The organism is Saccharopolyspora sp. NPDC049357 (assembly GCF_040677225.1).
Classification (GTDB): Bacteria; Actinomycetota; Actinomycetes; order Mycobacteriales; family Pseudonocardiaceae; genus Saccharopolyspora.
On record NZ_JBFAQJ010000018.1, the window covers coordinates 12,329 to 36,035 of the forward strand.

A 23,707-nucleotide genomic window follows, 5' to 3' on the forward strand; every position below is an offset into this window, starting at 1 on the left:
CCGAATACCGGGGTAATCCGGGTGGGGGTTGGGGTGTGTTCCGTGGTGCCCACATCTTGGGCTGCGTTGACGGTGTTCGGGCGCGGTTCTAGCTTGGGGTTCATGGGTCACCGGCTGCGATTGGTCACGCGGGACCACATCGACCTGCTCCGGGTCATCGCCGCCGCCTGTCCGCGGTAGAGGCCGAGAGCCCGCCGCTTCTCACCCGTTCCCCGCACGTCCCCGGCTCGACGCCGGTGGTGCGTCGCGCTCCCCCAGCACCGCGTCGCAGCGGTGTTCCCCTCGACCCGCGCCGTTGACGCAGGGAGGTCACGAGGATGGTTCGACCAACGCAGTTGCACCTGGCAGTGGCGCTCGACGGGACCGGCTGGCACCCGGCCTCGTGGCGCTCCGCGCACGCCAGACCCGGCGAGCTGTTCACCGCCGGATATTGGCTGGACCTGGTGCGTCGCGCCGAGTCCGGGTTGCTGGACTTCGTCACCTTCGCCGACTCGCTGGGCCCGCAGTCCAGCCTCCCGGACGGACCCGACGACCGGGTCGATCGGGTGCGCGGCAGGTTGGACGCGGGGCTGATCGCCGCGCGCGTGGCACCGCGCACGCACCACATCGGGCTGGTGCCGCACGTCGTGGTCACCCACACCGAGCCGTTCCACGTCTCCAAGGCCATCGCCACGCTCGACTACGTCTCCGGTGGCCGCGCGGGGTGGCTGCCGCAGGTCAGCACGAGCCCCGGCGACAACGCGCACTTCGGTCGCCGCGAGATCGTCGCGGACGAGCTGCTGGACGAGGCCGCCGATCACGTCGAGGTCGTGCGCCGGTTGTGGGATTCGTGGGAGGACGACGCGGAGATCCGCGACGTGGCCACCGGCCGGTTCATCGACCGCGACAAGCTGCACTACATCGACTTCCGCGGCAAGTGGTTCGACGTCAAGGGACCGTCGATCACCCCGCGCCCACCGCAGGGCCAACCGCTGGTGATCGCCACTGCCGACGAACCCGCCGGATACCGGTTCGCCGCCCGCTCCGCCGACGTCGTTCTCATCCCCGCGCCGGACCCGCAGGCCGCCGGGGAAGCCGTCGACGCGGTTCGCTCGCAACGGGGTTCGGGCGATCCGCCGCACGTCTTCGGCGACCTGGTGGTGTTCCTCGGCGCCGACGCCGCGGACCGCAGGGCACGACTGGACGAACTCGACCAACCATCCACTTCGGACGCACCGGTGTTCACCGGCACGGCCGAGCAGCTGGCGGACCTGCTGCTGCCGCTGGCCGAGCGCGGCGTGACCGGGTTCCGCCTGCACCCGGGCGAACTGCCCCGCGACCTGACCGCGATCACCGATGAGCTCGTGCCGGAGCTGCAGCGGCGCGAGGCCTTCCGCACCGAGCACGCGACGGGCTCGCTGCGCGAACGGCTGAGGCTGGCCCGTCCGGTCAACCGCTACGCGACCGCTGGAGGCACGTCGTGACCAAGCAGATCCACCTGGCCGCGCACTTCCCCGGGGTCAACAACACCACGGTGTGGACCGATCCGCGGTCGCTGAGCCAGATCGAGTTCTCCTCGTTCGCGCACCTGGCCGAGACCGCCGAACGGGCGAAGTTCGACTTCCTGTTCCTCGCCGAGGGCTTGCGGCTGCGCGAGCACGCCGGCCGGATCTACGACCTCGACGTGGTGGGCCGACCCGACACCTTCACGGTGCTCGCAGCGCTGGCCGGGGTGACCGAGAGGCTCGGGCTGGCGGGCACCATCAACTCCACGTTCAACGAGCCCTACGAAGTGGCGCGCCAGTTCGCCAGCCTCGACCACCTCTCGGCCGGGCGGGCCGCCTGGAACGTGGTGACCTCCTGGGACGCCTTCACCGGCGAGAACTTCCGGCGCGGCGGGTTCCTGCCCGAGGACCAGCGCTACGAGCGCGCGCGGCAGTTCCTGCGCACCGCCACCGAGCTGTTCGACTCCTGGCGCGGTGACGAGATCGTCGCCGACGCGGAGTCGGGCGTGTTCCTGGCCGATCCGCGGGCGGGCGAGTTCGAGCACGCCGACGCGCACTTCGACATCCGGGGCCGGTTCAACGTGCCGCGCAGCCCGCAAGGCCGACCGGTGATCTTCCAGGCGGGCGATTCGGAAGCCGGCCGGGAGTTCGCGGCCTCGGCCGCCGATGCGATCTTCACCCGGCACGGGACGTTGCAGGCGGGCAAGGACTTCTACGCCGACGTCAAGTCCCGGCTGGCCGCGCACGGTCGTTCCCACGAGGACCTGCTGGTGTTCCCGGCGACCACGGTGGTCCTCGGCGACACCGACGCCGACGCGCAGGAGCAGGCCGCCATCATCCGCAAGCAGCAGGTCAGCGGGCCCACCGCGATATCGTTCCTGGAACAGCTGTGGAACACCGACCTCAGCGAGCTCGATCCGGACGGCCCGCTGCCGGAGTTCGACCCGGTGGTCGACGCCGAATCCATCACCCAGGGCAGGGCCAGCACCCGCATGTTCGGCGACCGGGTGGCCACCGCCCGCGGCTGGCGGGAGCTCGCGGAAGCCAAGAACCTCTCCATCCGTGAGCTGATCATCGAGGTCACCGCCCGGCAGTCGTTCATCGGCAGTCCTTCCACGGTCGCCGAGGAGATGAACCGCTTCGTGCAGGAGGACGCCTCCGACGGGTTCATCCTGGTGCCGCACCTGACTCCCGGCGGGCTGGACGACTTCGCCGCACAGGTCGTTCCGCTGCTGCAGGAGCGCGGCGTCTACCGGACCGAATATCCGGGGTCCACGCTGCGCGAGAACCTCGGCCTGACACCCGCGCCCGTTTCCTAGGATTTCCGGAGGCTTTCGATGCCAGTCCCGCTGTCGGTCCTGGACCTCTCGCCCATCGTCTCCGGGCAGACCGCCGAGGACGCGCTGCGCAACACGCTCGACCTGGCGCGCCGCACCGAGGAGTTCGGCTACCGCCGCTACTGGGTCGCCGAGCACCACCTCACGCCGGGCGTGGCCTCGGCGGCACCGGCCGTGCTGCTGACCGCGATCGCCGCGGCGACCAGCACGATCCGCGTCGGCTCGGCGGCGGTGCTGCTGGGCCAGCACTCGCCGCTGACCGTGGCCGAGCAGTTCGGCACCCTCGCCCAGCTGCACCCCGGTCGGGTGGACCTCGGCGTGGGCCGGTCGGGGAAGAAGCGCACGCAGGAGCTCGCCGAACGGCTGACCGCGCTGGCCGAGAGCGAAGGCTCCACCGTCGACGGCCTGGTGGTGCCGCCGAAACCCCGTGCGGTGGCCCGATCGGAGAAGTACGCGGCGCGGCTGCGCCAGCAGGCCGAGCTCGTCGGCGCCCCCGCCGAGGAACTGGACTACCGGGAGCAGGTGGAGCGGGTGCGGCGGTTCGTCGACGGCGGCTTCCCCGGACCGGACGGCGAGCCGGTGCGCGCGAACCCGGCCGAGGGCGCCGACCTGGATCTGTGGATCCTGGGCTCCAGCGGTGGTGAAAGCGCCGTCACCGCAGCGGAACTGGGCATCCCGTTCGCCGCGAGCTACCACATCACGCCGTCCACGGTGCTGGAAACCGTGCGGTCCTACCGGGAGCACTTCAGGCCGTCGGAACGCCTGGCCCGGCCCTACGTGGTGGTGTCGGCTGACGTCGTGGTCGCCGACACCGGCGAGCGAGCGCGCGAACTCGCCTCGCCCTACGGCGCCTGGGTCCACAGCATCCGGGCGGGCGCGGGCGCCCTCCCGTTCCCCTCCCCCGCCGAAGCCGCCGAGTTCGAGTGGGACGCCGAAGCGCGGGACGTCGTCGCCGACCGGCTGGCCACCCAGTTCGTCGGCACCCCGGACGAGGTGGCCGACAGGCTCACGACCCTGCAGCGGGTGACCGAGGCCGATGAACTGGTCATCACGACCATCACCCACCAGCACCCCGACCGGGTCCGCTCCTACGAACTGCTCGCCAAGACCTGGATCGGGGCGTAGGGGCCGGCTTCCACAACGAGCTAACCGCAGTATCAGGTGTGGGACTCAACCAGCACCGCCGCAGGTTCTGAGCGGTTTCGTGGCGAGTACGCCGCGACGCCGATGTCCACCCCCTGGGTAAGCGGAATACATCAGGAGTGGCGCACGGAGTCCACGAAACCGCTGTGCTTTCCCCTTCGGGGGTTTCTGCTACCCGCACCGCCCAGCAAAGCAAGCCCCAAAGACCCAAGCCTCAGCCGCGGCCGATGAAGGGCATCGTGGTGGCGGTGATGGTCATGAACTGGACGTTGGCGTTCAGCGGCAGCCCGGCCATGTAGAGCACGGCGTCGGCGACGTGCTGGGGGTCGAAGGTGGGTTCCGGGCGCACCGTTCCGTCGGCCTGGGCGGCACCGGTGGCGATGCCGGAGGTCATGTCGGTGGCGGCGTTGCCGATGTCGATCTGCCCGCAGGCGATGTCGTGCGCTCGGCCGTCCAGCGAGATCGACTTCGTCAGCCCGGTGATGGCGTGCTTGGTGGCGGTGTAGGCGACGCTGCGCGGGCGGGGCGCGTGCGCGGAGATCGAACCGTTGTTGATGATGCGGCCGCCGCGCGGGTCCTGGTCCTTCATCATCCGGAACGCGTGGTGGGCGCACAGGTACGAGCCGGTCAGGTTCGCCTGCACCACGGCGGTGAAGTCAGCGGCCGGGAGCTCGCCGACGTCACCGGCGGGACCGAAGGTGCCGGCGTTGTTGACCAGCAGGTCCAGTCGCCCCCACCGCTCGCGAACGGCGTCGAACAGCGTCGACACCGAGTCGGGGTCGGTGACGTCGGTGGGCACGACCTCGGCGCCCGCGGCGTCTCCGGCCGCCTCGGTCAGCGGCTCGGCGCGACGCCCGGCCAGCGCCACCCCGTACCGCTCCGCAAGCAGCGCTCGGGCGATCACCCGCCCCAGTCCCGAACCGGCACCCGTCACGACCGCGACCCGCGTGTTGCTCATGACCTCATTGTCACCTCTCGTCGCCCGAACGCGGATCAGCCCCCGTGTCCGGGCGGCGGCCTCGGCTACTGCCGCGCCGCCACGGCGCGCTCGGACGGCAGCTCGAAGTCCTGGCCCTCGACCCGCCCTGAGCGGATCTTGACCCGGTCCACGGCTGGTCTCCTGCCCGGGGCCGAGACCACGACCGTCACGAAACCCTCGGGCAGGTCGTGCACCTCGTACTCGCCTGCGGGCGAGGCGACCAGGCGCGCCAGCTGCAGGCCGGACTGGTCGGTGACGGTCAGGACCGCGCCGGGAACCGGGGTTCCCCCGCTGTCGCGCACGGCGCCGGAGAGGGTGCGGTGCCTGCGGGGTTTCGGCGCCTCGAACACCGGGTCCAGCACGACGCCGCCGTCGTCCTCGTGCTCGTAGGTGCCCGCAGCGGTCACCGCTTCCGGGTCGGCTCCGGCCTTGCGCCGCACCCACCACTGGTGGCCGACGACCAGCGCGATACCGAAGGCGTACCAGCAGCACAGCCCGAGGATGCCGCGAGCAGCGCCGACGTCGTCGAAGTAGAGGATGCCGCGCATCGCGTCGACCGCCTGCCCGAGCGGCAGAACCCCGTGCAGCGCCTGGAAGAACGGCGGCACCAGTTCCTTCGGGATCGCACCGCCCGAGGACGGCATGCTCAGCAGCACGAACAGACCCATCGCCACGCCGGGCAGGAACTGCTTGACGAACGGCACGAGCCCGAACGACGTCCAGCCCACGGCTTGGGTCAGCAGGAAACCGACCAGCAGCAGCGACGGCTGGTTGTAGATCACGCCCATCGAGAGCGCGGCGACGTAGCAGACGATCGAGGCGAACGCGCCGACCCCGACCAGCGCGGCGAGCTTCTGCCGGGTGCGCAGTTCGGCGCGCAGCAGCATCATCACCGTGACGTAAGGCGGGATGTTCATCGCCAGCAGGCAGTAGAGCAGACCGGTGCCCATCACGTCGCCGGGAGCGGACGGCGCCAGGTCGGTGAGCACCAGGTGGTGTCCGGTGGTCGCGGCGACCGGGGTGAAGATCTGCTGCAGGATCATCATCAGCGCCGAGCCGTTGGCCTTGGCGTAGAGCAGTTCGCCGGTGGCGGGGTCGTACCCGGCGACGGCCTCGCGCTGGGTGATGGCCTCGCGCGCACTGGCCTCGTCGGGGACCGGGGTGATGTCGAAGCCACCGGGCATGCGCGCTTGGAAGGTCTCGGCGAGCTGGTGGGCGGCCTGGTCACCGACGACCACGACGGGCATGTCGTGGGGTTTCGGGGCGTGCATCGGCAGCAGGTAGCAGAGCATGAACCCGCAGATGAAGAACGCGGGGAACCACAGGGTGCTGACCAGCGTGCGGACCGTCGAGGGCGGTTGTGCCTCGGTCAAGGAACCTCCTTCTTCGCGGCGCGGGAGAACGGTTGCTCCGAACAACCATTAGCAATGCTAACTTACCTCGGCTCGCGCCTCCCCCGGGCTCACGACCTCGATCGAAATGCGAATTCTTTCCGGATACGTAACCTCGGAAAGCGGGGGGAAGGAGTTCGGCAGCACCATGCGCACCCGCTCATGCGCGTTCTTCGCCGCGCTGATCATGCTCGCGACCCTTGCTCTGACGGGTTGCCAGACGACTCCGGCTCCACCCCCACCGCAGGGCGGCGGGACGACCTCCGGCCAGCAGGGCGGTGGCGCAGCGCCTCCTGACGGGCCGCCCGTGGTGGCGATCAAGATCGACAACTCCTCGGATGGGCGCCCACCGGTGGGCCTCGACGCGGCGGACGTGGTCTACGTCGAACCGGTCGAAGGCGGACTGAGCCGGATATTGAGCATCTTCGCCACCCACAAGCCCCAGACCGTCGGCCCGGTGCGCAGCGCCCGCGAGACCGACGCCGAGATCCTCCCGCAGTACGGGAGACCGACGCTGGCCTACTCGGGCGCGGCTCCCGAGGTGCTGCCGATCATCGCGGCGGCCCCGCTGACCGACGCCTCCGACGCCAACGCGCCCGAGGCCTACTCCCGCGACGACGCCCGCCCGGTGCCGCACAACCTGTTCGTCGACTCGACCAAGCTGCCGCCGGCGCAACCGTGGCCGGGAGCGAGCAGGCCGTTGATCGGCGAGGTTCCCAGCGGCGGCGCGCCCACCGAGCGCTACGAGGTCCGCTACCCCGCCGCCACCATCGGGTTCTTCTACAACCACCCGTCGCGGCGGTGGATGGTCTCGATGGACGGCGAGCCCTACGCGGCGGTCAACAGCGGCCGGATCGGCGTCTCGACCGTGATCGTCCAGAAGGTCCGCACGCACGATTCGGCGGTGCGCGACGCCGCGGGCAACCCGTCTCCGGTGGCCGAGAGCATCGGCAGCGGTCCGATGGTGATGCTGCGCGACGGCAAGAGCTTCGAGGGCACCTGGAACCGGCCGTCCCCCGAAGCTCCCACCACCTACGCGGACCAGACCGGCGCACCGCTGCCGGTGGACGCCGGTCAGGTCTGGGTCGTGCTCAGCCCCGTCTAGAACTGGTCGACGAGCAGGGCGATGGAGAAGTAGCCGTAGAACACCACGGCCACGCACATCATGACCATCCGCCAGCCGCCGAGCCGGATCGAGCGCGGGAGGAACCGGCGGTTGGTGAAGATCAGCAGCATCGAGTACAGGAACATCACGACGCCGCCGGCCGACGAGGAGATCAGGATCAGCGCCAGCGGCTCCTCGGTGCCCGACAGCAGGATCGCCGACCCGGCGATGATCATCACCCAGATCACCGCGAAGTAGATGCGGCTCTCGGTGACCTTCGTGCTGCCGCGGAAGAAGGTGACCTTGACGGTGTCGGCGGTCAGCCGGCTGACCCAGTCCATGATGCCCAGCTGGGTGGAGAACAGCGCGATCGCACCGGCCATCCAGAAGGCGGTCTGGAACCAGCCTCCGAAGCGCTGACCGAAGATCTCGCCCTGGGCGCGGATGAAGTCGAAGTCGTCCTCCGGCAGCGGCACGCCGAACACCGTGGCGTAGGCCAGCACCGACATGATCACCAGCGTGCCGCAGCCGAGCAGGAAGAAGGTGCCGAACTGCTCGGCGTTGGCGACCTTCCACCAGCCCTTCCAGCGGCGCCGGTTCTCGTCGCTGTCGAGGAACATGTGCCCGGTCCCCGCAGCGGCGGCTTCCTGGCCGGTGAACGGCGAGGTCACGCGCGGCATGTACTGCCCCATGCCCATCTGCTTGTCGCGCGCCCAGTTGCTCTGGACCAGGTTGTTGCCGCCGCCGGCCCCGGCGAAGGCGATCGCGCCCAGCAGCGCGGCGATCCCGCCGACCTCCTCCATCGGCGGGAGTTGGCCGACGTGGGAGAAGCTCGCGCCGAACGCGGCCCAGTCGGACAGCCCGGTTCCGACGAACAGGGCCACGACGAGGAACACCGCGATCCCGCCGACCAGGACCATCTCGACGCGTTCCACGGTCTTGTAGACCACTTTGGACAGTGTCAGGGCGGAGCCGATGGCGACCATGGCCACGATCGCGATGGGCACCGGAGATCCCGCCCCGGCCACGTAGGTGACGATGGTGGCCGCGCCGGTCGCCCAGCCCGGCCACAGGTTCGGGATGATCGCGATGACGGTGATCAGCACACCCAGCGGCGGCCAGATCCGGGTGAAGCCGGTGACCGCGGTTTCGCCGGTGGCCAGCGTGTACCGCTCGATCTCCATGTTGAGGATGTACTGCATGAAGAAGCCGAGCACGGCCGTCCACATCAGAACGAGCCCGACCTGGCTGGTGATGTAGGGCCACAGCACGAACTCGCCGGAACCGATCGCGGTGGCGGTGAGGATGATGCTGGCCCCGAAGATCTGGCGGAACGTGCGGGGTTCGGGCAGGTCTCGGTACTTGGCCGCGGGCAGGAATCTGCTGGGCAGTTCGCGGGCCTCGGCCCCTGCCTCCGGTACCTCTCGGTCCTGGATGGCCACGATGCCTCCTGGCTGGAGCGGATTCGGCCGATCTGGTGTAGCAACCCGAACCAGATCTGTGAACCAGATCACAGAACTTGATCCATCCCGAATGTCTGATTTGAGACCTCTGCGCAGCGGAAACACCCTTTCGAACGCAGGTGCTCGCACAGCCCCCTCGGGTAAAGTGATCTTTTCTCCGCACCTTGCCGAAGGGACCCGCACCAATGCCCAAGTTCTCCTGGCACACCGACCCCGTTCCGGCGGGTCTGGCGGTGCGGCAGGTGTACGGGTTCCTCTTCGTGCCGGACGGCAGGCTGCTGATCCGCCTCGACGGCACCAAGCACACGCTGCCCGGCGGGCGCCCGGAGCCGGGCGAGATCGCCTACGTCGACATCCTGCGCCGCGAAGCCATGGAAGAGGTCACCGTCGACATCGACGAGCCGCACTACCTCGGCTACCAGTGCGTCAACGACGGCATCTCCCCCTACGCGCAGGTCCGGATGGCCGCGCTGATCTCCTGCGCCTACCCGCCCGCGCCGGACCCCGACAGCGGGCGCACCTACCGGCGACTGCTGGTGCACCCGAGCAAGGCCGGTGACCTGCTGGCTTGGGGCGAGACCGGGTACCTGCAGGCCACGGCGGCCGCCGAAGCCGCCGTGGAGATCCTCGGCCTGCCCGCCGCCGGACTCCCGGCCGCCAGCGAGCTCTGACCGCTCCCACACCCTTCAACCAGGCGAAACCGCCCTTGACCTGGCCGCAGTGGGTCCTCTATCGTTCGCATACAGCACACTTGTTCACTATGCGCACAACGAGAGGTGGTCGGGGTGGCACGCATCCTGAGCCTTCGCGAGGCCGTCGCGGAGCTGGTCCACGACGGTGACACGGTGGCGCTGGAGGGCTTCACGCATCTCATCCCGGTCGCCGCCGGTCACGAGATCATCCGGCAACACCGCAAGGACCTGACCCTGATCCGGATGACGCCGGACATCGTCTACGACCAGATGATCGGCGCGGGCTGCGCGCGCAAGCTGGTCTTCTCCTGGGGCGGCAACCCCGGAGTCGGGTCGCTGCACCGCTTCCGCGACGCCATCCAGAACTCCTGGCCGGTGCCGCTGGAGATCGAGGAGCACAGCCACGCCGGCATGGCCAACCGCTACGCCGCAGGCGCCTCCGGGCTGCCCTTCGCCGTCCTGCGCGGCTACACCGGAACCGATCTGCCCGGCCAGACCGACACCATCAAGCCCATCGAGTGCCCGTTCACCGGCGAGCGGCTCACGGCCGTGCCCGCGGTGAACCCGGACGTGGGCATCATCCACGCGCAGCGCGCCGACAAGGCGGGCAACGTGCAGATGTGGGGCATCACGGGCGTGCAGAAGGAGGCGGTCCTGGCCTCGAAGCGATCGCTGGTGACCGTCGAGGAGGTCGTCGAGGAGCTCACCCCGGTGCCCGGCGCCGTCGTGCTGCCGCAGTGGGCGGTCACCGCCGTCGCCGAGGTGCCGCGCGGCGCGCACCCCTCCTACGCCCAGGGCTACTACGAGCGCGACAACGACTACTACCAGGAATGGGACCCGATCGGCCGGGACCGCGAGCGCTTCGAGCAGTGGCTGACGACCGAGGTCCGCGGTGCGGAGAGGAGCGCGCGATGAGCCTGGAGTTCACCTCCGACGAGATGATGACCGTCGGTGCCGCCCGGTCGCTGGACGACGGAGCGAAGTGCTTCGTGGGCATCGGATTGCCCAGCACGGCGGCGAACCTGGCGCGCCGCACGCACGCGCCGAACCTGGTGCTGATCTACGAATCGGGCACCCTGGGCACCAAGCCGGATCGACTGCCGCTGTCCATCGGCGACGGAGTGCTGGCCGACACGGCGGATTCGGTGATCAGCGTCCCGGAGATCTTCAACTACTGGTTGCAGCCGGGCCGCATCGACATCGGCTTCCTCGGCGGGGCGCAGGTCGACCGCTTCGGCAACATCAACACCACCGTCATCGGCGGCGACTACCGCAACCCCAAGGTGCGCCTGCCCGGCGCGGGCGGCGCTCCGGAGATCGCGGCGTCGTGCCGCGAGGTGCTGATCGTGATGCGGATGAGCCCGCGCAGCTTCGTCGACCGCGTGGACTTCGTGACCTCGCTGGGCTACGGGACCGGCAAGGGCGACCGCGAAGCGCTGGGCCTGCGCGGACGCGGCCCGGTCAAGGTGATCACCGACCTCGGCGTCCTGCGGCCCGATCCGGAGACCTGCGAGCTCACCCTCACCGAGCTCAGCCCCGGCTCCACCGTCGAGCAGGCCCGAGCGGCCGTCGGCTGGGACCTCAAGGTCGCCGACGACCTCGGGACCCAGGATCCGCCCAGTGAAAACGAGCTGGAAGTCCTGCGCGCCCTGAAAGCTACGGTCTAACCGCGAGGCGGGCACCGAAGTTGCTTCCTCTTTCGCCACCTGAGCAACACGCACCGCCGCGGGTTCTCAGACGTCGCCTGGGGAGGACAGCCGCAGCGAAGTGCATTGGCCACACATGAGTCGCGGATCCCGGAGCCAGAAGACGTCTGAGGTTCCGCCACCACCGCCGAGCAAAGAGACCACAACGCAGTGAAGTCCAAGGAGCTTTTCCATGACTGTTCATGAGACTCGGTCGGAATCCGGTCTCATCCTGCCGGAGTACGCGTCCGACGATGCCTCGCACGCGCCGCTGGATTCGGCCGAATACCGGTCCTCGACGCTGCGGCACCCGAAGCAGCCCCTGCAGTACCTGCCGCAGTACCTGACCGAGGTCACCGGCCCGCTGCTCGGCCAAGACCGGTGCGCGGACAACGACGACGACCTGACCACCCAGCACGACGGGGAACCGCTGGGCGAGCGGATCATCGTCTCCGGCAAGGTGCTGGACTCCTCCGGCAAGCCGGTGCCGAACACCCTGGTGGAGATCTGGCAGGCGAACTCGGCAGGCCGCTACCTGCACCAGGGAGACCGGCACCCGGCGCCGCTCGACCCGAACTTCTCCGGCACCGGGCGCTGCATGACCGACGCGGAGGGCAACTACCGGTTCGTCACCATCAAGCCGGGCGCCTACCCGTGGCGCAACCACGACAACGCCTGGCGACCCGCGCACATCCACTTCTCGCTGTTCGGGCAGGCGTTCACGCAGCGGTTGATCACCCAGATGTACTTCCCGGGCGATCCGCTGTTCTCCCAGGACCCGATCTTCAACTCGGTGCGCGACGAGAAGGCGCGGGAGCGGATGATCTCGCGGTTCGACCTGGAGTCGACCGAGCCCGAGTGGGCGTTGAGCTACAAGTGGGACATCGTGCTGCGCGGTCCCCAAGCCACGGTGTTCGAGGACGAGGAAGAGGAGGACGACGACTGATGGGCGCTCCCGCCACCACCCCGTCGCAGACGGTCGGCCCGTTCTTCGCGCTGCCGGAGGGAATGCTCTGGGACGACGGCCCCGAACTGGTCCCCGCCGACCGCGAGGGCGCGTTCGTGCTGCGCGGCGTTCTCCGCGACGGCAACGGCGATCCCGTCCCGGACGGCGTGATCGAGATCTGGCAGGCCGACGAGCAGGGCCGCTTCGACCACCCCGACGACCCGCGCCCGGAGTCCTCCGGCTGGCAGGGGTTCGGCCGGTGCGGCACCGACCCCGAGGGCCGCTTCTGGTTCCGCACGGTCAAACCGGGTCCGCTGCCGACCCCGGACGGGCAGACCGAGGCGCCGCACATCGACGTCACCGTGCTGGCGCGCGGCATGCTCAACCGGGTCGTCACCCGCGTGTACTTCCCGGACGAGGCGGCCAACGACACCGACCCGGTGCTCTCGGCGGTGCCCGCTGAACGCCGGGACACGCTGATCGGGGTCGCCGATGCCGACGGCCTGCGGTTCGACATCCGCCTGCAGGGCGGTGGCGAGACGGTGTTCTTCGCGGTCTGATGGTGCCGCGAGTCCACACGGGATCGAGGGAGGCCGGCTTGTTCGGTGCGATGTTCAGCACCCCGGAGGCGACGGCGCGCACCGGCGACGACGCGTGGTTGCAGGCGATGCTGGACTTCGAGTCGGCGCTGGCCGCCGCCCAGTCCGAAGCCGGGATCGTGCCCGCCGGGGCGGCCGCGGACATCGCCGCGCACTGCCGTGCCGCGGAGTTCGACTCGGCCGCCATCGGTGAGCGCGCGGTGTCCTCGGCGACCCCGGTGATCGCCCTGGTCAAGGACCTCACCGCCCTGGTCGGCCCGGATTCCCGGCCGCACGTGCACAAGGGCGCGACCAGCCAGGACGTCATCGACACGGCCGCGATGCTGGTGACCCGCGACGTCCTGGCCCTGATCCTCGGCGATCTCCGGGAAGCCGCTCGGGAGTGCGCGCGGTTGGCCGACGAGCACCGGGACACGGTGCTCGTCGCCCGGTCGCTGTTGCAGCAGGCGCTCCCGACCACGTTCGGGCTGCGCTGCGCGGGCTGGCTGACCGGCCTGGACGAAGCGATCGCCGGACTGGAGCGGGTGCCGCTGGCCGTCCAGTTCGGCGGCGCGGCGGGCACTCTCGCCTCCCTGGGACCCGACGGCCCCCGAGTCCTGGCCGGGCTCGCCGAGCGGCTCGGCCTGGCCGAACCGGTGCTGCCCTGGCACACCGACCGCACCCGCATCGCCGAGCTCGCCGGTGCCCTGGGCGCGGTGTCCGGGGTGCTGGGCAAGATCGCGCTGGACGTGGAGCTGCACGCCCAGACCGAGGTCGGTGAGCTCACCGAGGGCAAGCCGGGCGGTTCCTCGGCCATGCCGCACAAGCAGAACCCGGCGACGTCGGTGCTCATCACCGCCGCGACCCATCGGGTTCCGGGCCTGGTGGCGACACTGCTGTCGGCGATGCCGCAGCCCTACGAGCGCGCAGCCGGGGCGTGGCAGTCCGAGTGGGAGCCGCTGACCGAACTGCTCAGGCTCACCGCAGGCGCCGCCCGCCGAACCCGAGAGCTCCTGTCGGGCCTGCGCGTCCACCCCGAGCGCATGGCCGCCAACCTCGAACTCACTCGCGGCCTGGTGCTCGCCGAGAACGCCGCAGCCCGGCTGGCCGGCGCGCTCGGCCGCACCGAGGCCCAGGAACTCGTCGCCGAGCTGTGCCGCCGCACCGTCGAACGCGGCAGCACGTTGCGGGCCGAACTGCTCGCGGAGCCGAGGGTGCGCGACGTGCTGTCCGAACAGGACGTCATCGCGGCCACGTCGGCGAGCGACTACCTGGGCGCCGCATCGGATTTCATCGACCGGGCACTGGCCGCACACACCCGATTGGAGAAGCGGTGAACGTCAACCACGAACTGACCGGGCCCGAGGGGGCGCCGGTCGTGGTGCTGTCCAACTCGCTGGGCACCGACCTGCGCCTGTGGGACGAGCAGGTCCCGGCGCTGACCGGCAGGTTCCGCGTGCTGCGCTACGACCAGCGCGGGCACGGCGGCACCGAGGGCAAGCCCGGCCCCTACACGCTGGCGCAGCTGGGCGGCGACGTGCTGGAACTGCTGGACCGACTGGACATCTCCGAGGCGCACTTCGCCGGGGTGTCGCTGGGCGGCATGACCGGGATGTGGCTGGCCGAGCACGCGCCCGAGCGCATCGGCCGGCTGGCGCTGATCTGCACCTCGGCGGACCTGGGCGGCAGCGCGTGGCTCGACCGCGCCGCGACCGTGCGCGCCCACGGCATGGCCGCGATGGTCGAGCCGTCCCTGCCGCGCTGGTTCACCCCGGCCGCGGCCGAGCGTCCCGACATCCGGGCGAAGTTCGGCGACATGATCACCAAGGCCGACGCCGAGGGATACGCGGCGTGCTGCGAGGCGATCGCCGGCATGGACATCCTCGACGGTCTGCCCGGCATCACCGCTCCCACCCTGGTGATCGCCGGTGCGGAGGACCCCGCCACTCCCCCGTCGCACGCCGAGCGCATCGCCGCCGGCGTCGCGGGCGCGCGAGTGGAAGTGCTGTCGCCGGCAGCGCACCTGGCCAACGCCGAGCAGCCCGAGGCCGTCAACCGGTTGCTGCTGGAGCACTTCGGAGGAGCCGCATGAGCGACGAAGCCCGTCACGACGCGGGGATGCAGGTGCGCCGCGCGGTCCTCGGCGATGCGCACGTCGACCGCGCCAACGCGCGCAAGACCGAGTTCACCGAGGACTTCCAGGACTTCATCACCCGCTACGCGTGGGGTGAGGTCTGGACCGGCGACGGCGTCGACCGGCCGACGCGCAGCATGCTGACGCTGGCGATCCTGGCCGCGACCGGCTGCGAGGACGAGTTCGCGATGCACGTGCGCGCGGCCCGCCGCAACGGCCTGGAACCGGAGCGGATCAAGGAGGTGCTGATGCACGTGGCGATCTACGCGGGCGTTCCCCGCGCGAACACCGCCTTCGGCATCGCCAATACGATCCTGGCCGAAGAGCAGACGGAGTAACTTCACCTGGAGCTGCGCCGACGAGGGGGATCACCGATGGAGTCCGAGTCCGACACCGGCACCGGGTACGTGCAGTCGCTGGCGCGCGGACTGCTGGTGATCCGCGCGTTCAACGAGGCCAGCCCGGAGATGACGCTGTCGGAGGTCGCCCGCGCGACCGATCTCTCGCGCGCGGCGGCCCGCCGGTTCCTGCACACCCTCGTGCACCTGGGCTACGTGTGGACCGACGGTCGGGTGTTCGCGCTGACCCCGCGGGTGCTGGAGCTGGGCTTCTCCTACCTGTCGAGCGTCTCGCTGCCGGAGATCGCCCAGCCGCACCTGGAGCAGCTGGTCTCCGAGGTGCACGAATCGGCGTCGGTGTCGGTGCTCGACGGCACCGACGTCGTCTACGTCGCCCGCGTTCCCACCTCGCGGATCATGGCCGTCTCGATCAACATCGGCACCCGCTTCCCCGCCTACGCGACCTCGATGGGCAGGGTGATGCTGGCCGATCTGCCCGAGGACAAGCTGCACGCGCACCTCGACCAGGTCGATCTCGCGCCGCTGGGCCCGCACACCATCACCACCCGCGCCGACCTGATCGAGGAGCTGGCGCGCATCCGGGCGCAGGGCTGGGCGCTGGTCGACCAGGAGCTGGAGGCGGGCCTGCGCTCGATCGCGGCTCCGATCCGCGACCGCTACGGCCGGGTCGTCGCCGCCGCCAACATCTCCTCGCACGCCAGCCGGACCACTCTCGAAGCCGCGCACGAGGACCTGCTGCCGCCCCTGCTGGACACCACCCGCCGCATCGCCGCCGACCTCGCGGTCTCCCCGCAGTCGCGCGCGGTGGTCCGCTGAACTAGGTCAGCTCCTGGGCCCAGCCGTGCCGGTAGGAGGCGCGGATGTGGGACTCGGTGAGCTTCTCGGCGGCGTCGGCGTCGCCGTCCCGCAGCGCCTGGTAGATCCCGCGGTGGTGGTGGCGCAGTTCCTCGGCGATCGGGTACCAGTCGTCTCCGAGCTCGTCGAACGCCGCCAGCAGCGGTCGCCGCATCGACTCCCTGATGGCGATGGTCATGTCCGCGACGAGGCGGTTCCCGCCGGCTTCGGCGATGCCGACGTGGAACTCGGCGTCGAGGTCGTTGAAGCGGGCGCGGTCGCAGTCGGGCGAGTCCATCTCGTCGAGGAGTTCGCCGAGCCTGCGCAGGTCGTCGGGCCTGGCGCGGGTGGCGGCGTGCCGGGCGCTCTCGCGTTCGAGCATGATCCTGGCGCGCACCACGTCGGCGACCGGGAAGTTCGCCAGCGCCACGTGCAGTCGCAGCAGCCGGGTCAGCGCCTCGCTGGGCAGGGCCGCCACGGTCGTGCCCGAATCGGGCCCGGTGCCGACGTTCATGCGCAGCACGCCCTGGGCTTCCAGCGCGCGGAAGGCCTCCCGGACCGCGGCTCGGCTGACGCCGAGCATCTTGGCCAGGTCGCGTTCGGCGGGCAGCCGGTCACCGACCTGGAGCGTGCCGGAGACGATCTGCTCCTCGACCCGGTCGATGACCAGCTCGTAGGTGCGGGTGCGCGCAACCGGGCGCCATTCGGCGTCCCCCGCTTCCGCGCCAGATTCGAAGCCGGTCAATCGGGTCCCCTTCGCACGCGCTGTCAACGGCACCCAGGGTAAGTCTCCGCTGTGGTCGGACCATACAATGGTCCGCAGGTCCGGTGTTGTGGCGCGCGGTGCGCGAGGATGCTCGTGAGCCCCGGACGGAGAGGAACCGGTGATGCGGCCATGAGGGTGGCACTGTTCGCGACCTGTCTCGGCGACACGCTATTCCCGTCAGCCCCGAAGGCCACGCTGCAAGTCCTGGAGCGGCTCGGCTGCGAGGTGGACTTCCCCGCGGCCCAGACCTGCTGCGGCCAGATGCACACCAACACCGGGTACCGGAAGCAGGCGAAGTCCTCGGTGCGGACCTTCGTCGACGCCTTCGCCGGCTACGACGCGATCGTGGCGCCGTCGGGTTCCTGCGTCGCTTCGGTCCGCCACCAGCACGCGATGGTCGCCGACGGCGACCGCGCGCTGACCCGGGCCGTCGAGCACATCGCGCCGAAGGTGCACGAGCTCTCCGAGTTCCTGGTCGACGTGCTGGGCGTGACCGACGTCGGCGCCTACTTCCCGCACCGGGTCACCTACCACCCCACCTGCCACTCGGCGCGGCTGCTGCGGGTCGGGGAACGGCCGGTGCGGCTGCTGCGCGCGGTGCGGTCGCTGGACCTGGTGGAGCTGCCCGCGTCCGAGCAGTGCTGCGGCTTCGGCGGGACGTTCGCTCTGAAGAACCCCGACGTGTCGGTGGCGATGGGATCGGACAAGGCGCGCCACGTGCGCGAGACCGGCGCCGAGGTGCTGTGCGCCGGGGACTCCTCGTGCCTGATGCACATCGGCGGATTGCTGTCCCGCCAGCGCTCCGGGGTCCGGGTGCTGCACCTGGCCGAGATCCTGGCCTCAACGGAAGGAGACCGGCTGTGAGCGCCACCCACCTGGGCATGCCCTCGTTCCCGGACGCGGCCAAGCGCGAGCTCGCGGATTCGCAGCTGCGGCACAACCTGGCCAACGCCACCACCACGATCCGCCGCAAGCGCGCCGGTGTCGTCGACGAGCTGGACGACTGGGCGCAGCTGCGCGAGTCCGGGGCGGCGATCAAGGCCCACGCGCTGTCCAACCTGGACACCTACCTGGAGCGGTTCGAGACCGCGGTGACCGAGGCGGGCGGCACGGTGCACTGGGCCCGCGACGCCGAGGAGGCCAACCGGATCGTCACCGAGCTGGTGCGGGCCACCGGCGAACGCGAGGTCGTCAAGGTCAAGTCGATGGCCACCCAGGAGATCGAGCTCAACGAAGCGCTGGCCGAGGCCGGGATCGACGCGTGGGAGACGGACCTGGCGGAGTTGATCGTCCAGTTGGGACACGACACCCCCAGCCACATCCTGGTGCCCGCGATTCACCGCAACCGCGCGGAGATCAGGGAGATCTTCCGCCGCGAGATGGGCAAGGTCGGCACCCCGGCTCCGGAGGACCTCACCGACGAGCCCGCGCGGCTGGCCGAGGCGGCGCGCCGGCACCTGCGGGAGAAGTTCCTGCGCGCCAAGGTCGCGATCTCGGGCGCGAACTTCGCGGTCGCCGACACCGGCACGCTGGTGGTGGTGGAGTCCGAGGGCAACGGGCGCATGTGCCTGACGCTGCCGGAGACGCTCATCAGCGTGGTGGGCATCGAGAAGATCGTCCCGAGCTGGCAGGACCTGGAGGTGTTCCTGCAGCTGCTGCCGCGGTCGAGCACCGGTGAGCGGATGAACCCCTACACCTCGACCTGGACCGGTGTGACCGCCGGTGACGGGCCGCAGGAGTTCCACGTGGTGCTGCTGGACAACGGGCGCACCAACGCGCTGGCCGACGAGGTCGGCAGGCAGGCCCTGCGCTGCATCCGCTGCTCGGCCTGCCTGAACGTGTGCCCGGTCTACGAGCGCACCGGCGGCCACGCCTACGGGTCGGTGTACCCGGGCCCGATCGGCGCCGTTCTGACGCCGCAGCTGCGCGGGACCGCGTCCGAAGTGGACAAATCCCTGCCGTACGCGTCCTCGCTGTGCGGGGCGTGCTACGACGTGTGCCCGGTGGCCATCGACATCCCGGACCTGCTGGTGCACCTGCGGACTCGCGTCGTCGAGGAGCACTCGGGCGCCCGCGACAAGCCGATGGACGCGCTGATGGGCGTGGCCTCGTGGGTGCTGGGCGATGCCAAGCGGCTGGCGGTGGCGCAGAAGCTGGCGTCGTGGAGCCGGAAGGTGATCGGCCGCCGCGGCACGATCGGCCGGTTGCCCGCGCCGCTGTCGCGGTGGACCGACGCGCGGGACGCGCCCGCACCCGCACAGGAGTCGTTCCGGTCCTGGTGGGAGCGGACCCGAGGAGGCAAGGCATGAGTTCGAATTCGGCCCGCGAGGCCGTGCTGGGCCGGGTGCGGCGGGCGCTGCGCGATGCCGAGCGCACTCCCCCGTCGTCCGTTCCCCGCGACTACCGCAGGACGCGCCCGCAGGCGGATCTGGTGGGGACCTTCTGCGAAGCGGTGGCCGATTACCAGGCCACCGTGGACCGGGTGGCCGCCGACGCCGTCGCACCGGCGATCGCCGCGACCGCTCGCGCGGCGGGAGCGCGGCGGCTGCTCATCCCGGACGGGGCACCACAGACGTGGTCGGACGCGCTGGGCGAGGAGTTCGAGCTCGTCGACCCGGAGGCCGACACGGCGGCGTTGGAGCAGGTCGACGCGGTGATCACCACAGCCGCGGTGGGCATCGCCTCGACCGGCACGATCGTGCTCGACCACGGTCCGGGCCAGGGCCGCCGAGCGGCCACCCTGGTCCCGGACCTGCACATCTGCGTGGTCGGCGAGTCCCAGGTCAGCGACGACGTGCCTGCCGCGCTGTCCCGCCTGGACCCGGTCCGCCCGATGACGTTCATCAGCGGCCCCTCGGCCACCAGCGACATCGAGCTCAACCGCGTCGAGGGCGTGCACGGCCCCAGGACCCTCCACGTCCTGGTCCACCCGGACGCCTGACCGCCTGGCGGGTCAGAGCGCGACGACGTCGGCCAGCACCGCGCCGGACTCCTCCAGCCGGCGGGGCGCGGGGCTGTCGTAGACGACGAGGAGCTCACCGGAGGGCAGCAGGGCGATCCCTTCGGCGTGGTCGTCGCCTTCACCGTGCGGGAGGTCGAGCTCGCGGTGCAGTTCGCCGCGGTGGACGACGTCCGCCGCGTCGAGGGTGGCCGCGCCGCCCCAGCGGTAGACGCGGACCGGGCCGTCGAGGTCCATCGAGGGCCCGGCGAGCAGCAGCAGGTCGTCGCCGTGCACGCACATGTCGCGGATGCCCAGCCCGTCGAGGTCGAGGAAGATCTTGGCGTAGCGGTGGCCGTTGAGCTTGCGCAGCTCCAGCTCCCCGTCGTCCTCGCGGGGTTCCAGCAGCAGCACCACCGCCCAGCCGCGCAGCACCGGACCGCGCAGTCCGAGGTAGACGCGTTCCTCGCCGGGGTCGCCGTGCACCGCGATGCCTTCGACGTCGAGCCCGTTGTCCTTGCCGGGGATGTTCAGGAACGGCGCCAGGTGGTCGTCGTCGGCCAGCAGCTCGTACAGCCCTCCCCTGCCGAGTCCGGCGCTGCGCGCGCCCTCCGGGGTGCGTTCGGCGGGCACGTCGTCGGACAGCGCGATGCGCGCGAGCACCCGGCGGCTCGGTTCGGCGCTGACCGAGGCGAGCCGCTTGGCGGCCTTGGCGTCGGAGTGGTGCGACTTGATCTTGCGCCGCTTGGCGCTGTGCGACCCCACCACCCACAGGAACGGCCCGTTGCGGGAGATCCCCTCGACGTCGACCTCCTCGTCGGCCTCGCCGGGCAGGTCGACGACGTCGGCGAGCGGGAAGCTCACGTGCTCGCGGTACTCGGCGGGCTTCCCGGGGTCGTCACAGGTGAGCCGCTCGACCGTGGCCGTCTCGTCGCCGGCGATCCACAGGTGCTCACCGTCGGTGCGCACCGCCGAGAGGTTCACGTGCGTGTCGGACTCGACCGCACCGGCGGTGAAGGTCAATCGCACCGTTCGTGCTACGTTCATTCATCGTTTCTACCAGGATGTACGGGTATGAGCTCCTGGATCTGGGACGGGACGATCCTCCTCGCCCACACGATCAAGTGACTGCGGGAACCGGGCCACGGGTGCCGCGGGTCCTAGCCGATGTCGTTGTCCTCGCGTCTTTGGGAGAAGGAAAGGGGTCGCCGTGCCAGACATCCGGGTCCGGCTCCGCGGTGGGCCGCAGGACGGTCAGGAGCTGACCGTTTCGGCCGACTCATCGGGCAAACCGATCCCGCGCATCACCCTTCCCGCTCGTGCTCGCAATCCGGAGGCCGTGCCACCGCGGCTGATCTACGAGCGCGCCGGCAAGAACGGTGATGGAACCTGGGAGTTCCGCTACACGGGTGCCGAAACCTGACGTCTCGTCGCCACGGCAGGGCACGGAGCCGGGTGCCCTGCCGCGACCGTCGGTCAACGACCGACCAGCTCTTCCGGACCGATCCGCACCACGGTCGCCCGCGCGCCGAGTCCGATGCGCGCGTAGACCTGCGGTCTGGCGTGCTTGAGCACCACGCCCCAGACCAGGCCGAGCGTGAAGACCACCGCCAGGCCCGAGGGAACCACCCAGCCCAGCGCGTGCCCCGGGCCGACGCCGAGCGTGGTGCCGTACGAGGAGACCGCCAGCACCAGCACGACCGCCAGCAGCACCGATGCCGCGGTGGGCGCGATCGTGGTGGGCCACGCGCCGTGGCCGTGCCCGCCGACGCGGCGGAAGTACCCGACCACGGCGACCGAGGTCAGCAGCACCAGCAGCAGCACGCCCAGCGCACCGGTCGTGGCACCCCAGAAGAACAGGTGCACGGCCGGGTCCAGCCCCAGCATCCCGGTGACCAGCACCGCGACGCTCGCGGCACCGGTCGCCACCAGCGATCCGGCGACCGGCGCGGCGGTGCGGGTGCTCGTCCGCGCCCACCACGCCGCGCCGATCCCCTCCCGCCCGAGGGCGAACAGGTAGCGGGCGCACACGTGGTGGAAGGCCAGGGCCGCGGCGAACAGCGAGGTCAGGTAGAGGGCGTTGCCCAGGTCGACCAGCGCGACCGGAAGGCGCTCGGCGGCCAGGACGAACAGCAGGCGCGTGGAGTGCCGGTCTGCTGCTGCCACCACCCCGCCCGGCCCCGCGGCCTCGGTGATCGCCCAGGTGGAGGCCGCGAACAGCGCGCTGATGATCAGCAGCGACAGGGAGGCGGCGCGGATGACGGTGCGCGGGTCGCGCGCCTGCTGGGCCAGCACGGTGAGGTTGGCGAAGCCGATGAAACCGGTGAAGGCGATCAGCAGGATGGACCCGGCCGAACCGGTCAGCAGCACTGCGGGGTTCAGCGCGCCGAACCCGACGCCGCCGGGGGCGGGTGCGGCCACGAACGCCACGTCGAAGACCACCAGGACCGTCACCTCGGCCAGCAGCAGCAGGGCGAGCACCCGCCCGTTGACGTCGATGCGCTGCACCCCCAGGGCCGCGACCAGCAGGATCGCGGCGGCCGAGAACCACCACCAGGCCACCGCGACGCCGGTGAGCCGCTCGGCGAAATCCGCTGCGCCGACGCCGAACCCGCCGAGCAGCCCGGCGAGGATCATCAGGTAGGACACCACGGCGACCGCCCCGGCCCCGGTTCCGGTGGCGCCGCCGAGACCCTTGGCGATGTAGGCGTAGAAGGCGCCGGCGTTGTCGACGTGCCGGGACATGGTCACGTAGCCGATGGCGAACGCTCCCACGACCAGCGCCATCGCCAGGTGGCCCAGCGGCAACCCGGGTGTTCCGGCCACGGCGAACCCGTTGGCGGAGACACCGCCGACGATGGTGGCGGGGGCGCCGGCGGCCACCGTGAAGAACACGATCGACAGCACGCCCAGCTTGGATCCGGCCAGTGCCGCCGAGACGTTCGAAGGTGGCAAGTTTCGCGCTCCTCGGATCTTCTCAGTGGCGTGGGGTGATGGCGGATCTCCCGCGGGCGACGGCGATCTCGTGCACCAGGCTGCGCAACGTGCCGGGCAGCAGTGATTCCCAGGAGTTCATGCGGAACGCCCCCTGCCGTTGCGCCTGTTTGGACAGCCGCAGGTGGCGCAGCCCCCCGGTCTCGCGCACCAGCAGGGCGAAGGTGATCTCGGCGAGCCGTTCGGGCACGGTGATCAGGCCGTTGCCGGTGGCGGTTTCGGTTCCGGTGAACAGCTCTTCGAGTTCCGCGGTGGTGTTCCGGCGCTGCTCGTCGGCGATGCGCCACGCGGCCGCCGAACCGCCGCGCAGCCCGCCGGACACCGGGACCTCGCGCAGCACGTCGATCAGGACCAGCCTGCACCGCACCTTCTCCACCGCGGTCTGCGCCAGGTACTCCAGCCAGGTGCGCAGGTCGTGCCCGGACTCGCGACGGACTTCGCGCAGCACCGTCCAGGACAGGAAGTCCGGGCAGCGCCCGTTGCCGCTGGGCCGCACGTCGGGGGTCAGGGCGACCTCCTCCTCGATGATCAGCTCGGCCAGCAGACCGCCGGCACATCCCAGCGCCAGCAGTTCCCCGTCGATCCGAGGGGAGATGCGGCTCTCCCCGATGTGCGCGGCTAGGAAGAACCGGTCCGCGACGCGCAGCGGAAGTCGCGTGCCGTCGAGCTCCGCGACGGTTCGACCGTCCCGGGCCGCGCCCTTCACCACGTGGTCGTTCTCCTTCACCTGCCAGACCGGGTTCGCCGAGCTCTCCGCACACCGGAAGGTGTCCAGGGGCGGCGCTCCGCGCGGTGCAGGCCCATCGTTCAAGATCAACCTCTGCGGGCGCATCGAACGGACGTGGGATGTGGCCGAATCGTTGTGGTGGTCAACCGTCC

General features: G+C 70.8%; 24 protein-coding genes. 17 read left to right on the forward strand and 7 right to left on the reverse strand.

Going from position 1 to position 23,707, the window contains the following annotated elements; genetic code table 11:
- The first annotated feature begins 317 nt into the window (after positions 1-317).
- Genes AB0J91_RS16970 through AB0J91_RS16980 form a run of 3 tightly spaced genes read left to right on the forward strand, consistent with a single transcriptional unit; the run spans position 318 to position 3,946 of the window.
- Positions 318-1,463 (forward strand): LLM class flavin-dependent oxidoreductase, encoded by a 1,146-nt coding sequence (locus AB0J91_RS16970; RefSeq protein ID WP_363869467.1) that lies wholly within the window; start codon positions 318-320, stop codon positions 1,461-1,463.
- Complete coding sequence (locus AB0J91_RS16975) at positions 1,460-2,803, forward strand: NtaA/DmoA family FMN-dependent monooxygenase (protein ID WP_363869470.1); 1,344 nt, start codon at positions 1,460-1,462, stop codon at positions 2,801-2,803. Before AB0J91_RS16970 ends, AB0J91_RS16975 begins: the two co-directional genes overlap by 4 nt.
- Before the next feature lie 18 nt (positions 2,804-2,821).
- Positions 2,822-3,946, forward strand: coding sequence for an MsnO8 family LLM class oxidoreductase (locus AB0J91_RS16980; protein ID WP_363869473.1), 1,125 nt, complete (start codon positions 2,822-2,824; stop codon positions 3,944-3,946).
- A 232-nt stretch (positions 3,947-4,178) separates the two neighbouring features.
- Here AB0J91_RS16980 and AB0J91_RS16985 read toward each other — a convergent pair whose 3' ends face one another.
- Entirely contained in the window at positions 4,179-4,922 is a 744-nt protein-coding gene (locus tag AB0J91_RS16985; RefSeq protein ID WP_363869476.1) for an SDR family oxidoreductase, read from the reverse strand.
- Positions 4,923-4,987: 65 nt separating this feature from the next.
- Positions 4,988-6,316 (reverse strand): carboxypeptidase regulatory-like domain-containing protein, encoded by a 1,329-nt coding sequence (locus AB0J91_RS16990; RefSeq protein ID WP_363869479.1) that lies wholly within the window; start codon positions 6,314-6,316, stop codon positions 4,988-4,990.
- 166 nt (positions 6,317-6,482) lie between these two features.
- Between AB0J91_RS16990 and AB0J91_RS16995 the strand changes: the two genes are divergently transcribed.
- Positions 6,483-7,439 (forward strand): DUF3048 domain-containing protein, encoded by a 957-nt coding sequence (locus AB0J91_RS16995; protein WP_363869482.1) that lies wholly within the window; start codon positions 6,483-6,485, stop codon positions 7,437-7,439.
- On the opposite strand, the gene AB0J91_RS17000 is transcribed toward AB0J91_RS16995, so the two are convergent.
- On the reverse strand, positions 7,436-8,881 hold the full coding sequence (locus tag AB0J91_RS17000) for an Nramp family divalent metal transporter (RefSeq protein ID WP_363869485.1): 1,446 nt from the start codon (positions 8,879-8,881) through the stop codon (positions 7,436-7,438). The genes AB0J91_RS16995 and AB0J91_RS17000 overlap by 4 nt on opposite strands.
- A 206-nt stretch (positions 8,882-9,087) precedes the next feature.
- Between AB0J91_RS17000 and AB0J91_RS17005 the strand changes: the two genes are divergently transcribed.
- The 9 genes from AB0J91_RS17005 to AB0J91_RS17045 all read left to right on the forward strand — a co-directional run bounded on the left by AB0J91_RS17005 (position 9,088) and on the right by AB0J91_RS17045 (position 16,112).
- Positions 9,088-9,573, forward strand: a complete 486-nt coding sequence (locus AB0J91_RS17005) for an NUDIX domain-containing protein (protein WP_363869488.1) — start codon at positions 9,088-9,090, stop codon at positions 9,571-9,573.
- Between the two features lie 114 nt (positions 9,574-9,687).
- Entirely contained in the window at positions 9,688-10,509 is an 822-nt protein-coding gene (locus AB0J91_RS17010; protein ID WP_363788712.1) for a CoA-transferase, read from the forward strand.
- Entirely contained in the window at positions 10,506-11,261 is a 756-nt protein-coding gene (locus AB0J91_RS17015) for a CoA-transferase subunit beta (RefSeq protein ID WP_363869491.1), read from the forward strand. The genes AB0J91_RS17010 and AB0J91_RS17015 overlap by 4 nt, the downstream gene beginning before the upstream one ends.
- Before the next feature lie 211 nt (positions 11,262-11,472).
- Positions 11,473-12,225, forward strand: coding sequence for a protocatechuate 3,4-dioxygenase subunit beta (gene pcaH, locus AB0J91_RS17020; RefSeq protein ID WP_363869494.1), 753 nt, complete (start codon positions 11,473-11,475; stop codon positions 12,223-12,225).
- Complete coding sequence (pcaG, locus tag AB0J91_RS17025) at positions 12,225-12,785, forward strand: protocatechuate 3,4-dioxygenase subunit alpha (protein ID WP_363869497.1); 561 nt, start codon at positions 12,225-12,227, stop codon at positions 12,783-12,785. Before pcaH ends, pcaG begins: the two co-directional genes overlap by 1 nt.
- Positions 12,786-12,823: 38 nt before the next feature.
- Entirely contained in the window at positions 12,824-14,140 is a 1,317-nt protein-coding gene (gene pcaB / locus AB0J91_RS17030; protein WP_363869500.1) for a 3-carboxy-cis,cis-muconate cycloisomerase, read from the forward strand.
- Positions 14,137-14,895: a 3-oxoadipate enol-lactonase gene (pcaD, locus tag AB0J91_RS17035; RefSeq protein ID WP_363869503.1), complete on the forward strand. Its 759-nt coding sequence runs from the start codon at positions 14,137-14,139 to the stop codon at positions 14,893-14,895. The genes pcaB and pcaD overlap by 4 nt, the downstream gene beginning before the upstream one ends.
- Complete coding sequence (gene pcaC / locus AB0J91_RS17040; protein ID WP_210969394.1) at positions 14,892-15,275, forward strand: 4-carboxymuconolactone decarboxylase; 384 nt, start codon at positions 14,892-14,894, stop codon at positions 15,273-15,275. The genes pcaD and pcaC overlap by 4 nt, the downstream gene beginning before the upstream one ends.
- A 36-nt stretch (positions 15,276-15,311) precedes the next feature.
- The gene (locus AB0J91_RS17045) at positions 15,312-16,112 is read left to right on the forward strand and encodes an IclR family transcriptional regulator (RefSeq protein WP_363869507.1); all 801 of its coding nucleotides are present in this window, start codon (positions 15,312-15,314) and stop codon (positions 16,110-16,112) included.
- Position 16,113: 1 nt separating this feature from the next.
- On the opposite strand, the gene AB0J91_RS17050 is transcribed toward AB0J91_RS17045, so the two are convergent.
- Positions 16,114-16,875: a FadR/GntR family transcriptional regulator gene (locus AB0J91_RS17050; protein ID WP_363869510.1), complete on the reverse strand. Its 762-nt coding sequence runs from the start codon at positions 16,873-16,875 to the stop codon at positions 16,114-16,116.
- 150 nt (positions 16,876-17,025) lie between these two features.
- Between AB0J91_RS17050 and AB0J91_RS17055 the strand changes: the two genes are divergently transcribed.
- The 3 genes from AB0J91_RS17055 to AB0J91_RS17065 are packed head-to-tail and all read left to right on the forward strand — an operon-like array spanning position 17,026 to position 19,837.
- Positions 17,026-17,760, forward strand: coding sequence for a (Fe-S)-binding protein (locus AB0J91_RS17055; RefSeq protein WP_363869512.1), 735 nt, complete (start codon positions 17,026-17,028; stop codon positions 17,758-17,760).
- A gap of 17 nt (positions 17,761-17,777) precedes the next feature.
- A complete protein-coding gene (locus AB0J91_RS17060) occupies positions 17,778-19,205 on the forward strand; it encodes a LutB/LldF family L-lactate oxidation iron-sulfur protein (RefSeq protein ID WP_363869727.1) in 1,428 nt (475 codons plus the stop codon).
- The gene (locus AB0J91_RS17065) at positions 19,202-19,837 is read left to right on the forward strand and encodes an LUD domain-containing protein (protein WP_363869515.1); all 636 of its coding nucleotides are present in this window, start codon (positions 19,202-19,204) and stop codon (positions 19,835-19,837) included. The genes AB0J91_RS17060 and AB0J91_RS17065 overlap by 4 nt, the downstream gene beginning before the upstream one ends.
- Positions 19,838-19,849: 12 nt before the next feature.
- Here AB0J91_RS17065 and AB0J91_RS17070 read toward each other — a convergent pair whose 3' ends face one another.
- Complete coding sequence (locus tag AB0J91_RS17070; RefSeq protein WP_363869518.1) at positions 19,850-20,881, reverse strand: DUF3616 domain-containing protein; 1,032 nt, start codon at positions 20,879-20,881, stop codon at positions 19,850-19,852.
- A 163-nt stretch (positions 20,882-21,044) separates the two neighbouring features.
- On the opposite strand from AB0J91_RS17070, the gene AB0J91_RS17075 reads away from it, so the two are divergent.
- Positions 21,045-21,257 (forward strand): hypothetical protein, encoded by a 213-nt coding sequence (locus AB0J91_RS17075; protein ID WP_132673410.1) that lies wholly within the window; start codon positions 21,045-21,047, stop codon positions 21,255-21,257.
- Between the two features lie 53 nt (positions 21,258-21,310).
- Here AB0J91_RS17075 and AB0J91_RS17080 read toward each other — a convergent pair whose 3' ends face one another.
- Both AB0J91_RS17080 and AB0J91_RS17085 read right to left on the reverse strand, forming a co-directional pair.
- Entirely contained in the window at positions 21,311-22,789 is a 1,479-nt protein-coding gene (locus AB0J91_RS17080) for an amino acid permease (protein ID WP_363869521.1), read from the reverse strand.
- Positions 22,790-22,811: 22 nt separating this feature from the next.
- Complete coding sequence (locus AB0J91_RS17085; RefSeq protein WP_363869524.1) at positions 22,812-23,555, reverse strand: GPP34 family phosphoprotein; 744 nt, start codon at positions 23,553-23,555, stop codon at positions 22,812-22,814.
- Positions 23,556-23,707 lie beyond the last annotated feature (152 nt).

Bases quoted from the DNA above. Each gene is read 5' to 3' on its own strand.
- AB0J91_RS16970 (WP_363869467.1), top strand. From the start codon at position 318: ATGGTTCGACCAACGCAGTTGCACCTGGCAGTGGCGCTCGACGGGACC.
- AB0J91_RS16980 (WP_363869473.1), top strand. From the start codon at position 2,822: ATGCCAGTCCCGCTGTCGGTCCTGGACCTCTCGCCCATCGTCTCCGGG.
- AB0J91_RS16985 (WP_363869476.1), bottom strand. From the start codon at position 4,922: ATGAGCAACACGCGGGTCGCGGTCGTGACGGGTGCCGGTTCGGGACTG.
- AB0J91_RS16995 (WP_363869482.1), top strand. From the start codon at position 6,483: ATGCGCACCCGCTCATGCGCGTTCTTCGCCGCGCTGATCATGCTCGCG.
- AB0J91_RS17005 (WP_363869488.1), top strand. From the start codon at position 9,088: ATGCCCAAGTTCTCCTGGCACACCGACCCCGTTCCGGCGGGTCTGGCG.
- AB0J91_RS17015 (WP_363869491.1), top strand. From the start codon at position 10,506: ATGAGCCTGGAGTTCACCTCCGACGAGATGATGACCGTCGGTGCCGCC.
- pcaH (WP_363869494.1), top strand. From the start codon at position 11,473: ATGACTGTTCATGAGACTCGGTCGGAATCCGGTCTCATCCTGCCGGAG.
- pcaG (WP_363869497.1), top strand. From the start codon at position 12,225: ATGGGCGCTCCCGCCACCACCCCGTCGCAGACGGTCGGCCCGTTCTTC.
- pcaC (WP_210969394.1), top strand. From the start codon at position 14,892: ATGAGCGACGAAGCCCGTCACGACGCGGGGATGCAGGTGCGCCGCGCG.
- AB0J91_RS17045 (WP_363869507.1), top strand. From the start codon at position 15,312: ATGGAGTCCGAGTCCGACACCGGCACCGGGTACGTGCAGTCGCTGGCG.
- AB0J91_RS17055 (WP_363869512.1), top strand. From the start codon at position 17,026: ATGAGGGTGGCACTGTTCGCGACCTGTCTCGGCGACACGCTATTCCCG.
- AB0J91_RS17060 (WP_363869727.1), top strand. From the start codon at position 17,778: ATGCCCTCGTTCCCGGACGCGGCCAAGCGCGAGCTCGCGGATTCGCAG.
- AB0J91_RS17065 (WP_363869515.1), top strand. From the start codon at position 19,202: ATGAGTTCGAATTCGGCCCGCGAGGCCGTGCTGGGCCGGGTGCGGCGG.
- AB0J91_RS17070 (WP_363869518.1), bottom strand. From the start codon at position 20,881: ATGAACGTAGCACGAACGGTGCGATTGACCTTCACCGCCGGTGCGGTC.